This window comes from Gluconobacter sp. OJA (genome assembly GCF_039638325.1).
GTDB classification, from domain to species: Bacteria; Pseudomonadota; Alphaproteobacteria; order Acetobacterales; family Acetobacteraceae; genus Gluconobacter; species Gluconobacter cerinus.
The window spans coordinates 308,683-320,481 of record NZ_JBDIWI010000001.1 but is presented as its reverse complement, the minus strand read 5'-3'; the positions used below and the strand labels follow the sequence as shown (position 1 = coordinate 320,481).

Here is an 11,799-nt window from a genome sequence, read left to right as displayed (position 1 = left end):
GTCACCTGCAATTTTCCTGACATAGCCTGTCCAAGGCTTAAGTTGCGGAACCCCGGCCGTATGGCACTCTCCGATCTTGGAGAGACCGCAATGAAACATCTTCAGATTTTCCGAAAACTGCTGCCTGCGCTGCCACCTGTTTTGGGTGTACTATTCATTCATACAGCGCTTGGCGCGGCTTACATCGTTCCATCGGCTTCGATGCAACCGACCTTAAAGATCGGTGACGAAATTATCGTTTCTGCACCTTCTTATGGCCTAAGCACAGCCTCTCTACCCTTTGGCTACGCGTTCGCCCAAATGACGCAAAAACGCATCTTTAGGCATTTGCCACACCGAGGCGACATCGCTGTCTTTCGAGCCCCCGCAAATCCTCATGAAACATGGGTCAAACGCGTCATCGGTCTTCCTGGAGACAGAATTGCGCTAATGGATGGTCGAATTCTCTTGAACGGGAAAATATTGCCTTGGAGAGATACGGGTCCGGATCAAGAAGAGGACAGTCGCGGGCATACTTACTCTGCTGAGCGTTATGAAGAAACGCTTCCAGACGGAATTCACCATGACATTGTCAAACTGACGACCCATGGACCTCTGGATAACGTCCCCGAATTTACGGTCCCGGCAGAAAGATTATTCGTCATGGGAGACAACAGAGACAATTCGGCTGACTCCCGTGTTTCAGTCGCAGAAGGCGGTGTAGGCCTTCTTCCAATCTGGAATCTTCAGGGTCGTGCGATTACCGTTCTGTTCTCTTGGAAAAGTATCAAAAGAATATTGGTTTCCATCTGATTTTTCACCCCATCCTCTTGCCACGAAAGCAAATTCCCGGTAGGAGAAGCGCCGTCGGCCGGAGTGTAGCTCAGCCTGGTAGAGCACTGTGTTCGGGACGCAGGGGCCGGAGGTTCGAATCCTCTCACTCCGACCAGCCGATAAGCGGATTATCAGAAAAATCTGATCAGAGCGTAGTTACTTGACGCTCTAACCGTGTCCTAATTTCATATACTAAAATCATGGCCCCAACAGTTCTCGGGAGGTTTGCTATGCGTCAACGCCCCGCTGCCCGATTACTGGTTCTGGATCAGCAGGATCGCGTCCTTCTCTTTAGGTTTTTTCACTCCTCAGGCGCATTGTCTGGGCGAAGTTATTGGTCCACGCCTGGCGGAAGCCTGAAGGATGGAGAAAATTTTGTTCAGGCGGCAAAACGCGAACTGCACGAAGAAACAGGATTAAACGCGCCCTTTCTCAGCTCTGAAATTGGTCAGAGAACATTTGTCCTGACGCTCGCCGATGGTGAAACTGTTTTAGCTGACGAGCGCTTTTTTGCCCTTCGTGCACCAGAGACCACGCTCTCCTCTTCCGGCTGGACGCCCAACGAAAAGAACGTTCTCAAGGACCATCACTGGTGGTCTAGACGTGAACTGGAACAGACAACCGAAATCATTTTTCCGGAACGTCTGCTTGATCTCCTGACTACGGCGCTGTCAGGACACCCCCCCTGATTTCAAAAAGGTTTCAGCCCGACAAAGGGATGCACGGGTTGGTTCGGCTGACACTCCGCTAGAATTTCTGGAGCCTGAAGGCTGTGAATATGCGTGTACAAGGCCTGCCGCGCATTGAGAATTCTGCCTGCCTCTTTATCCCGAACATCGCCAGGTTGCCCGAGCAGAGCGCCGGCATATTCCACTTCACGCTGCATCTCCGCGTCAGGAAGAGCAGACAATGGCACGAATTGAACGGGCAAACTCAACTGTTGCGTCTTTGAACGGCTGGCATCTGCCGCAATGCCAATGACAGGCACAGTTGTCAGCGCAGACACAGAAAATGAACCAGACTGCGTCAAACTACCATTTAGCTGCATTGTCACTGGCCCGGAAACAAGCGCGACAACCGGGTCCAGAGTATGTTGCGAACATTGTAGCGCACGCACGTTCCCATCAAAGCGATGAGACTGCTCTGCGGACCAGTCCTGAACCTCGGAAACACTCACGACACCAGCTTTAGCCAGATCCTTCTGAACACCGGCCAACGCTGCACTCACCGAAGTCTGTTCACCAGAACCAAAGACACATCCTGAAAGCATCAACCATACAGGCAAAAAATATATCGGCTTCATGCTGCGCTCATTTCAGCAACAAGGGCCTGTACGTCTTCAGATTTTGGCGAAAGACCTTGCACTGTGAGCCAGTTCTGTCTGCTAACGAGCCCATAGGCCTCATCACAAATCTTCAGGAACGTATTCCACGGCATGAAGGTCCGGCTGCCCCATGTATTAAAAAATACACCGTCCGGTGTGTACCCCGTCAGCGCGATAGCATGTCCTCCGACAAAAACGTGGTCCTGCACAGCATCCCAATCCCAATCGGTACCTAATGGAAGACTCATGAACCCGCGCGGAACCTGCACCCCTGCCAAGACGCCGCCCAGATAGGAAATACCGCGTTTGATACCGCTCACTGAATGGGAATCAATAATACCGTAAGCCGTCAGATAATCTCGTGTCTGCCCCGGCCGAACAAATCCAGTGCTCTTCCAGTATTGCAGTTGCTCCAGCAAAATCGTGCCATTATCATTTTGACCCGTTACCGGATTAAATCCCGTGACAGCCCCATAGTTCTGAAGAACCTGTTCGCTGGAGAGCAATACCAGCCCCTGAGCCACTTTTGTCCAGGTTGCTGTCAAAGCCGCATGAGCTGCAAAAGCACAGCATCCGAACTGATCATTACCCCACATCTGATAGGGCACCCCCTGGGACCAGTCCTGGTGCTCTGGAACGTCTGGAACCCGCGCCGTCAGAACGGGCGAAAGCCGATAGGTTCGTACATCATAACGCGGAGGCAACTTGCCCAGTCTACGCTCAATCATTCATCAACACTCCACGCACAGAGAATGAAGAAACCAGAGCGGCATGCCGTATTTGCAGGGAGTTCTTCGTTCTGATCGAAGCAAAGCCAAGGCACATGCCAAAACGCTCCGAAAACAATGAAAGCCACTCCCGTAAAGGAGTGGCTTTCATCAACGCCTTATCAAAAAATCTCAGATCTTTTTAACCTGAGCCTCTGACACTCAGGCTCTGACGTCATACGCCAGAGAGGCCGGCCAGGCAGACTGGGCAAAAACCTGCGCGTAATCATGGACTTCTGTCAGGAACGTCCGATCACCATCCAGAACCAGACGAACCGTCGGTGCAAGTGTACCGCCAATCCGGTAAGTATCCGGATTTTCCGCATTCTGACCGGCAGCCGGAATGGTATCGATAAAGGACTGAACATAGCCCTCCGCATCCACAAAGTGCGAATACGTCGAATACGGCTGCGAAGACGGATTACCAAGTACAAGCCCTGAGCTATTCAGGGGCTTGTATGGGCCGAAAATACCCTTCTCGGACACAAAGCCATAAACGCCATCAGGCCCCGTGCTCTTGCCCGTGTACGTGGAGTGATGGCTGATCGTGAACAGATAGGTCAGACCGTCCTTGAAAACGAAATGGGGACGTTCGGTCTGATCGTTCACGCCAAGAGCCGTTACCAGAGCAGGCATCAGTTCCCACCGGGAATAATCCCCCTTGCGCCAGCCGGAGACACACCGGGCCAGACCGATCGCTGCTGCACCATATTGTGCGCCAGCATCCACCGCATATCCTGGCGGAACCGCACCCATTTCATCGGTGCCGATAACAAACTGGCCGCGCGCACCGGGGACGTTGCCTTCAAACAGCGTATAGAGCTGGCCATCGCCCGGATTGATGAACGGCTGCGGATCACGGAAGTCAAAATATGGATCTTCAGACGCATTGGCGTAATGAACACCATCTGCCTTGAACATTTCCGTGCTTGTGGCAAAGCCGTCGAACCAGACACCTTTGTCATCTGCATGAATAGTGCCGGAACTGACCGCCGGAACAGAGTTGCCATCAGGCGCACCGACGGACGTGTAGAACATATCCACCTTGTTCTCGGTGCCCTCACGCATCACCAGAGAACCGGACCATTCCCACGGACGAAGATCGGCAGAGGTCTGGAACAGTCGGCCGCCCCAGGTCCACTCCACACCATCGCGGCTATACCAGTAGCCGATATAAGCGCGGTCATTGCGGGAGTGCCATTCGTCATAAATCTTGGCGTTGGTCTTATCGATCTTGTCCACGGCAAGCGACCACAGGACGAACCAGCCTTTGAACGTCACGGTACGCATGTGCATGTCACGCAGCGCACCGCTGTCCCAGATCATGACGTCATTGGACATAATGGGAAACTGGTAATCGATCACCGGCATGGTCGTCGTCGGATCGTCTGTACGAACCTTCAGCGCATCCGCAATCGTCCAGCGAGAAACAGGATATTTGGTTGGAACAGGACGCGAAAAATTTGCCTGCACCAGAGACTGGGAGGAAATAGCATTCATAATTTTACTGATCCATACTGAATAAGTATTTGAAAAAATTTCTGGCTCTCAGGAAAAAATTCCAAGTAATTCGGGAGCCAGAGTATTTTACGCTTTCGGAGAAGCGTCCTTCTTTACGCTTTCTCCACTCCCAGAAGCTGAAGTCACTTTACCGACCTGCCGCTCAAGACGATTGGCAGCCCAGCCAAAGTTCAACCCCAGAAGGGTAATGACGCGGTAAATTCCGCCGAACCGTGATGTATTTTGTGGAGGCGGCAAGAAAACCGTTATCAGCTTGCAGCCAATAATCAGCAGAGCCACCCAAAGTTCATAGCGGGCCGGAATGTCAGCAAGCAGACCCGAAAGATCAAAACCCGAAATATCCACAGCCTGAAATCCTAATAGGCTCATAAAAAAAGAGGCTGCCCCCTCGTGGAGTCAGCCTCTTATGAAAATCATTTTCTGATATTGATGATTGAGCCATCTGCTTAACGATTAATGGCTCAATGCCACAGTTATATGAAAAACCTGGCCGCAACACAACCCTAAAAACCATCTCTACTCGCCAGAGAGTTGAAACCTTCCCCCCACATACCTAGTTTCGACATTCAGAAAGTCTCTTTCTTCCAAGAGACCGATAAGAGAGACGAAACTTCCATGACACGCTCAATGCGTTCTGCTCTGGCTCTGGCCGCCCTCCTCACCGCTACCCCGGCCCTTGCCGAACCGGGTGGCTGCATCAAGTACGGTGCAGCCGGTGCCGTAGGCGGACATCTGGCCAACCACCATGGTGTTATTGGCGCCGTTGGTGGATGCGCCGCTGGCATGTATCGCCGCCACCTGTATCGCAAGGATCTGCGGGAGAAGGCTGCTCTTTGGGACAAGGAGCATCCGGCAGCCCCGAATACCGGCGGCTGGTGGCAGAGCCACCACGATGCGACGTCCGTGAACCAGAAGGCTCAGTGGTACGACGCAGAACACCCCGAGCCAGGCACAAATGCGCCAGCTCCGCAGGCGCCGCAGCACTAAAAACAAAAAAGGCCCGGCTGGTAACAGCCGGGCCTTTTTCATGAGTATCCAAACAGTTTCAACCTACTCCGAACCCTCTCAGGGCTGTACGAGACAATGCCTCCAGAAGGTCAACCGACTCGTCTGAATCATTCAGACAGGGCACAAGGGCAAATTCTTCGCCGCCCGCTTCCATGAACTCTTCTCGAAGTTCATTCCCAATTTCATCCAGCGTTTCAATACAGTCCGCCATAAAGCCCGGCATGATAACTGCAATTTTCGTGATGCCCTGCTTCGGGAGAGCACTTACATAAGGGGCCGTATAAGGCTGAATCCATTCAAGCGGCCCGAAGCGCGACTGGAACGTCAGCGGCATCTGCTCTTCAGAAAGCCCTAATGCCTGACGCAAGGCAGCGATCGTACGAACACATTCGTCCTGATACGAGTCGCCCTTTTCGATACAGACTTTTGGCAATCCATGGAACGACGCCACAATTCGTTGGGGCTTGAAGGAAAGGCTTTCCAGCGTCTTCAACACAGATGTTTCCAAGGCCCGTACAAATGCCGGATGATCTGGAAAAGACGGAACCGTCAGAACAGCTGGTTGCTTTCTCAGCTTCATCAATGCCCGGAAAAGCTGATCGTTAGCCGTGGCGGTCGTTGCTGAGGAGTATTGCGGATAAAGTGGAATGCTGACGATACGGTCACATCCCTGGTCCATCAAACTTTCAACAGCCTGCGCAACAGATGGGCGGCCATAGCGCATGCCCCACTCAACAGGGACACCGTCTGCTTTTAACCGAAGGCGAAGCTTCTCAGCCTGACGCTGGGTATAGACCCGCAACGGAGAGGCATTCTCCTCCCGATCCCAGATTCGTGCATAGTTTGCACCGCTGGCAAATGGTCGTTTGGTAAGGATGATGCCCTGCAGGATGGGCTGCCAGATCAGCGGCGAACTTTCGATAACGCGCCGATCGGAGAGGAACTCACTCAGGTACCGACGCACCGCCAAATAGCTGGTGTCATCAGGCGTACCGAGATTGAGAAGTAGGATGCCTGTCCGTCCATGAGGCGGAGAGGCATGCTGGGGTTTTTTGAAAAAGAAGGCCATAGTACCCTTCAGTGTGAAACAGGGCTACAAATGGCGAAAGAGAAAAAACACATTAACCGAGGGATGCGCGTCCCTTTCGGGACGCTATCGTCGGCGCTTTACACGTGCATAGGAAAGACTTGGCTGTTCAACCCGGCGGGAAGCATTGTAAAAGATCACCGCCATTACAGCACCGATCGTTCCGATATACGGCATGAAAGTATTCATCAGAGCCATATTTGCCTCCTTGAACCCTCTGGGAAAGTTTTCCGTGGGCTCAATACTGAGAGTGATCATATCGCCGTCGGTATTCAAGAGAAAAATTCATCCAAACGTCAAAAAAATAACCTTCACTGAAAAATATCCTTTTTTATCATGATCCTAAGCCTTGAAGAATCGAGGTGAGCCCTTCTGGAAGGGCAACCCCAGCGCTCCGCCCACGTTCAGATCCTGACCAATCTGATTGATCGGGAAAGGATCTGATACAATGGCAACCCAAGACCCCGTCATCTACGTCGTCGCTGATGGTGAAAAGGCTCGTTTCCTTCGCCTGGAAGGCTCACAGCTCAGAACAATCGAAAACTTCGATATCCATAAGGGCTCAGACGCAGCCAAGGATGTAGGTTCGCTCAAGGCTGCTCATACAAGCCCAAAGGAGCAGCTCAAGACACACTTCGCGAAAGATCTGGCGGCTCACATCAACAAGGCTGCACAGGACAGCAATGTTGAGGGAATCCTTCTTATAGCTCCAGCGCAGTCTCTTCACGACATCCGTGAAAGCCTGGACAAGCCAACGTCCAAGAAGCTTTTCAAAAGCCTCACAAAAGATCTTACGAACACCCCGGATCATGAACTGCTAAAGCATCTGGACCGTCCGGAAACGGGCTGGCCGGAACTTGCATCAGTCTAAAATCCGAGCAGACAGGCAGACCGCTCAGCGTGCTGAGCGGCCTGCCACACAAGGCTTTTCCGTCCCAGTCGTCTGTGGCCACGACGAAGGAAGATTACGTACATAACGGACGGCCAGAAGCGCAAAGCACTGGGCCTCAAGTGCGTCTCCGTCCCATCCAAGATCATCGACGAACCCGAGACATCCCAAACGTGAGCGCAAACGCTCCATCAAAACTGGATTGTGGCGTCCCCCTCCAGCGACAAACCACTTAGCGGGTTTGACTGGCATGGGTGTTCGAGCAATCGCTTCAACCGTAAACTCCAGCAGTGTCGCAGCACCGTCTTCAGTAGAAAGCGCTTCAACGGCCTGCATGGCAGAAGCGTGAAAGCTCAAACGGTCCAACGACTTTGGCATTTCACGCTGAAAATATGGCGTTGCCAGCAAGCTTTCTAAAATAGCTCTGTCTACCATCCCTTTTTTCGCTAACGCGCCATCGACGTCACACGCAACGCCAGTATGGCGCTCCGCCCAGTCGTCCAGAAGAGCATTTCCCGGTCCGGTATCGCACGCCCAGACCTGACGCTGCCCCTCTGTGTTCGGCCCGAGCAAGGTGACATTTGCCACGCCACCAATATTCAGAACAGCGACAGACTGCGTCTCGCTTTCCAAAAGTGCGGCATGCAGAACGGGCACCAATGGCGCGCCTTCACCACCACATTCCAGATCCCGTGCACGGAAATCATAAACAACCGGGACGCCACACTCCGCCTGAAGAAGCGCTCCATCACCAATCTGCCAGCTTCGCCCTTTTTCCGGCTGATGCAGGACAGTTTGCCCATGAAAGCCAATGATATCAGGGCGAATATCTGGAGCCAGCGTCATAAGCTCCCGAACAGCATCCACATGCCGTAGCGTTACGTCCCGTTCGGCAGCCAAAATATCCGGATCATCTTCTGCCAGATGTGCAGCATGATCCAACAAATGGCGCAGTCGAGCCCGCAAAGCAGAGTCGTAGGGAACCGTCACGGCTGGCCCATACTGAGCAATTCGCTCCCCATCCGTCTGCACCAGAGCTGCATCCACCCCATCAAGAGACGTGCCACTCATGAGACCAATGGCCCACTGCATATTCTCGAAAGACATCAGGTTTTTACCTTCAGAGAGAGGCCAGGACCGTATGCAGATTGCCGTTATGCGCCTGAAGAAGCGTCTCAATCTTCTCGACAGACACACCCTTTCTCACAAGAACTGCCCGCTTTACATTGCCGCCAACCAACCGCAACGCATCACGAACTTCCTCGTCCGTTCCCCCAGCCAATTCGAACACCATGCGCTCGGCACGTAACTGCAACTTGTCATTGCTAATTCGCATATCGACCATACGCCCGCGATAGACATGCCCAAGGCGCGTCATCAAAGCGGTAGAAAACAGGTTAAGCGCAACCTTCTGGGCCGTCCCTGCTGCCATCCGCGTGGAGCCAGCCAAAACTTCAGCGCCCGTCGGAAGACTGATCCCGATTTCAGCACTGCGTAGAAGACGCGAATGCGCGTTTCCACTTACCCCAATTGTCAAAGCCCCGACCTCACGCCCGGCTTCAACAACAGCACAGGTGTAAGGCGTATTGCCACTCGCCGCGACACCAATGACCACGTCATTCGGCGTGGGCCCGTATGCTCCAAGATCAACGCGCGCCTGATCTTCTCTGTCTTCTGCGCCTTCGACAGCCTGCGTCCCTGCACCAGCACCACCAGCCAGTAGCAAAACCAGCCGCTCAGGCGGCAGTCCAAACGTTGGTGTCAGTTCCACCCCGTCCTGAACCCCAATACGACCAGACGTTCCAGCCCCAGCATAAATCAACCGACCGCCAGCCTGAAGACGGGGCACACTCGCCTCAACCGCGGCTGCAATGGACGGGAGTGCTTCTTCGACCCGCTCCAAAGCCTCTTTCTGGGAGTCCAACAGCCGTCCCAGAAGCGAATTCAAAGGCAGAAGTTCAATAGTCTGATTGGCTTCAAGAACCGTTTCTGTGCGGGGAACAGTCACGAATGACCCTTTTCATCTCGACATAAAAAACGCGTCTGAAAGTTTCCCTTCAGACGCGCCAGAACTTCAGAAAACTCCCTTATTCCTTTACAGGAAACAAGGCTCCATTCTTCAAAAGACCCTGTTCAACCAGGCTTTCCGCAATCTGCACGGCATTCAGTGCTGCACCCTTGCGAAGATTGTCCGAGACGCACCAAAGTGCCAGACCATTCTCGACTGTCGGATCAATGCGCAGGCGAGACACATACGTTGCATCCTCCCCGACACATTCAATCGGCGTCACATAGCCGCCGTCTTCGCGTACATCGCGCAGAATGACGCCAGGAGCCTTGCGCAGAGCCTCACGAGCTTTCTTCAGGTCAATCGGCTTCTCGCACTCAATGCTGATCGCTTCGGAATGGCCGATAAAAACCGGAACACGGACACAGGTCGCCAGAACCTGAATGTCCGGATCCAGAATCTTGCGGGTTTCAACCGCCATTTTCCACTCTTCCTTGGTCGCTCCATCTTCCATGAAACGATCAATGTGCGGAATGACGTTAAACGCGATCTGCTTGGTAAACTGAGCCACCGTCGGCGGGTCGTTCACGAAGGTGCCCTTGGTCTGCCCAAACAGTTCGTCCATTCCGTCTTTGCCCGCACCGGAAACGGCCTGATAGGTCGAGACGACAATCCGCTTGATCTTGAACAGATCATGCAGTGGCTTCAGCGCGACAAGCATCTGCGCCGTTGAGCAGTTCGGGTTGGCGATGATTCCGCGACGCGCCTTTTTCAGCGCAGACGCATTCACCTCTGGCACCACCAGAGGAATACCAGGCTCCATACGGAAATGGGACGTGTTGTCGATCACGACACAACCCGCAGCGGCAGCCTTCGGCGCATAAATCGCCGATACTTCTCCGCCCGGCGAAAACAGCGCCAGATCCCACCCCTTGAAATCAAACGTCTCAAGGTTTTGAACCTTCAGCACTGCCTTGTCGCCAAAGGAAATTTCCCGTCCGACAGAGCGCGGCGACGCGAGTGCCACGACCTCGTCCACAGGGAAATTACGCTCTGCCAAAATCCGCAGCAGCTCGCGCCCCACCGCTCCCGTGGCGCCCGCAACCGCAACCCGATAACCCATGATGTTTTCCGTTCCCTTGTAAAAAAATCAGCCTACGAAAGGCAGGCGCTTGACCAGCGCCGAAAGACGATGCCGCCCCAGTTCGTACCGAGCCTTCCGGCCCGTTGCCATATAATTGAGCTGGATCGCATACCGCGTCCCGATAAACTGCCGATGTCCGTGCCACGTTGTCGGACCATTAGGGAACACCAGCAGCGTTCCCTCAGCCGGCGTGACTTCGACGTCATAGTCCTCGACATCATCCGGGCCATTCAACAGACGCAAACACCCATCCCGCGAAGACCAGTCTTCGTCTCGCGGGTTAAGATACAGCAACACGGTAACCAGCTTGGCTTCGGAATCCCGGTGAATGCGCCCGTCTTTTTCACGCGTCCGACCACGAACCGTCAGCATGGTCGGTGCATCCGCCAAGTCCAGGCCAAACTTCTCCGCAATCAGGTCCTTGAGCAAAGGACCCTGCAATTCCTCGATCATGCTATTCACACGAGGTGTAAGCTCCAGCGCCTCCGGCGGAAAAGATCCGCCGGACTGCATGTCCGGCAGATCAGCCACAATGGACTGAAGATCATCATTGCTGATGAAATGCGGCACAACCACATGCGGGAAAGGCTTCTCCGCAATCGGCGTATGCGCCAGAGCATCATAATCGAGAGAAATGTTGGACATAGTGGCCGAGGCTAGCCCTGCCCCAACGACCCGGCAAGACCTATTCCACAAACGCCAACACCAACTCTCACGAAAGAAACTTACCCGCGAAGTGGCTTCTGCGCCTTTGAAACGCGGCTGGTTGACAGATAGCGGACATATCCCGCCCCAAGCCGGTTAGCGCCGCCCGTGCAAACCTGCGGCTGACGCGGTTCTTTCACGTTCGGAACCCAGACCGTATGCAACAGACGCGGATTGATCCGACAAACAATCAACCGCCGGTCCACACCAGACATCCCTGCATCTTCAGCAAGTCTCATCCGTACGGACAGCATACCACTTTCCAGACCCTGAGCCGAAGCATCCGGCGTCATAAGGGTCGTGACAGCTAAAAATAGACAGACAAGCAGAGCACGCATGAGCTGAACTCCTCGACATGTCCTTCGCAATTTCCAGAAACTGCCAGAAGGCACTGCCTGTATGACGCTGCGTGCCGCTCAAAAGTTGCGGCAATTTTATGGCAAACTTCGCTCTGCCTTAAAACATGATGCCTCAAACCTCCCCTTCAGGCAGACGTTGAAGCCACCAAAAAATCAGGTTTCCCATTTTTCAGG

At 53.6% G+C, this 11,799-nt stretch carries 15 protein-coding genes and 1 tRNA gene; 6 read left to right on the top strand and 10 right to left on the bottom strand.

Going from position 1 to position 11,799, the window contains the following annotated elements:
* The first annotated feature begins 60 nt into the window (after positions 1–60).
* From lepB to ABDK75_RS01460, 3 genes are all read left to right on the top strand, one after another.
* Positions 61–792, top strand: a complete 732-nt coding sequence (gene lepB, locus ABDK75_RS01470) for a signal peptidase I (protein ID WP_346004775.1) — start codon at positions 61–63, stop codon at positions 790–792.
* 59 nt (positions 793–851) lie between these two features.
* A tRNA-Pro gene (locus tag ABDK75_RS01465) sits at positions 852–928 on the top strand.
* 115 nt (positions 929–1,043) lie between these two features.
* Positions 1,044–1,502, top strand: coding sequence for an NUDIX domain-containing protein (locus tag ABDK75_RS01460; protein ID WP_346004774.1), 459 nt, complete (start codon positions 1,044–1,046; stop codon positions 1,500–1,502).
* Positions 1,503–1,504: 2 nt separating this feature from the next.
* Here the strand turns inward: ABDK75_RS01460 and ABDK75_RS01455 are convergent, their stop codons facing one another.
* The 4 genes from ABDK75_RS01455 to ABDK75_RS01440 all read right to left on the bottom strand — a co-directional run bounded on the left by ABDK75_RS01455 (position 1,505) and on the right by ABDK75_RS01440 (position 4,770).
* Complete coding sequence (locus tag ABDK75_RS01455) at positions 1,505–2,116, bottom strand: hypothetical protein (RefSeq protein WP_346004773.1); 612 nt, start codon at positions 2,114–2,116, stop codon at positions 1,505–1,507.
* Positions 2,113–2,865 (bottom strand): hypothetical protein, encoded by a 753-nt coding sequence (locus ABDK75_RS01450; protein ID WP_346004771.1) that lies wholly within the window; start codon positions 2,863–2,865, stop codon positions 2,113–2,115. Before ABDK75_RS01450 ends, ABDK75_RS01455 begins: the two co-directional genes overlap by 4 nt.
* Positions 2,866–3,066: 201 nt before the next feature.
* The gene (locus ABDK75_RS01445) at positions 3,067–4,404 is read right to left on the bottom strand and encodes a glycoside hydrolase family 68 protein (protein ID WP_046900562.1); all 1,338 of its coding nucleotides are present in this window, start codon (positions 4,402–4,404) and stop codon (positions 3,067–3,069) included.
* An 87-nt stretch (positions 4,405–4,491) separates the two neighbouring features.
* A complete protein-coding gene (locus ABDK75_RS01440) occupies positions 4,492–4,770 on the bottom strand; it encodes a hypothetical protein (RefSeq protein ID WP_215749873.1) in 279 nt (92 codons plus the stop codon).
* A gap of 270 nt (positions 4,771–5,040) precedes the next feature.
* Between ABDK75_RS01440 and ABDK75_RS01435 the strand changes: the two genes are divergently transcribed.
* On the top strand, positions 5,041–5,412 hold the full coding sequence (locus ABDK75_RS01435) for a hypothetical protein (protein WP_046900560.1): 372 nt from the start codon (positions 5,041–5,043) through the stop codon (positions 5,410–5,412).
* Between the two features lie 58 nt (positions 5,413–5,470).
* On the opposite strand, the gene hemH is transcribed toward ABDK75_RS01435, so the two are convergent.
* Positions 5,471–6,502, bottom strand: a complete 1,032-nt coding sequence (gene hemH, locus ABDK75_RS01430) for a ferrochelatase (protein ID WP_211508160.1) — start codon at positions 6,500–6,502, stop codon at positions 5,471–5,473.
* Here hemH and ABDK75_RS01425 point away from each other — a divergent pair.
* Positions 6,473–6,838: a hypothetical protein gene (locus ABDK75_RS01425; protein ID WP_167386120.1), complete on the top strand. Its 366-nt coding sequence runs from the start codon at positions 6,473–6,475 to the stop codon at positions 6,836–6,838. The genes hemH and ABDK75_RS01425 overlap by 30 nt on opposite strands.
* A 130-nt stretch (positions 6,839–6,968) precedes the next feature.
* Positions 6,969–7,391 carry a host attachment protein gene (locus ABDK75_RS01420; RefSeq protein WP_046900557.1) on the top strand — a complete coding sequence of 141 codons (423 nt, stop codon included), beginning with the start codon at positions 6,969–6,971 and terminating at the stop codon, positions 7,389–7,391.
* Positions 7,392–7,415: 24 nt separating this feature from the next.
* On the opposite strand, the gene ABDK75_RS01415 is transcribed toward ABDK75_RS01420, so the two are convergent.
* From ABDK75_RS01415 to ABDK75_RS01395, 5 genes are all read right to left on the bottom strand, one after another.
* Positions 7,416–8,516 carry an anhydro-N-acetylmuramic acid kinase gene (locus tag ABDK75_RS01415; RefSeq protein WP_346004769.1) on the bottom strand — a complete coding sequence of 367 codons (1,101 nt, stop codon included), beginning with the start codon at positions 8,514–8,516 and terminating at the stop codon, positions 7,416–7,418.
* 13 nt (positions 8,517–8,529) lie between these two features.
* Positions 8,530–9,417 (bottom strand): N-acetylmuramic acid 6-phosphate etherase, encoded by an 888-nt coding sequence (locus tag ABDK75_RS01410; protein ID WP_346004768.1) that lies wholly within the window; start codon positions 9,415–9,417, stop codon positions 8,530–8,532.
* Positions 9,418–9,496: 79 nt separating this feature from the next.
* Complete coding sequence (locus ABDK75_RS01405; RefSeq protein ID WP_064275290.1) at positions 9,497–10,540, bottom strand: aspartate-semialdehyde dehydrogenase; 1,044 nt, start codon at positions 10,538–10,540, stop codon at positions 9,497–9,499.
* Between the two features lie 27 nt (positions 10,541–10,567).
* Complete coding sequence (locus ABDK75_RS01400; protein ID WP_264648995.1) at positions 10,568–11,206, bottom strand: 2OG-Fe(II) oxygenase; 639 nt, start codon at positions 11,204–11,206, stop codon at positions 10,568–10,570.
* 80 nt (positions 11,207–11,286) lie between these two features.
* Entirely contained in the window at positions 11,287–11,604 is a 318-nt protein-coding gene (locus ABDK75_RS01395; RefSeq protein ID WP_211509525.1) for a hypothetical protein, read from the bottom strand.
* Positions 11,605–11,799: the final 195 nt, after the last annotated feature.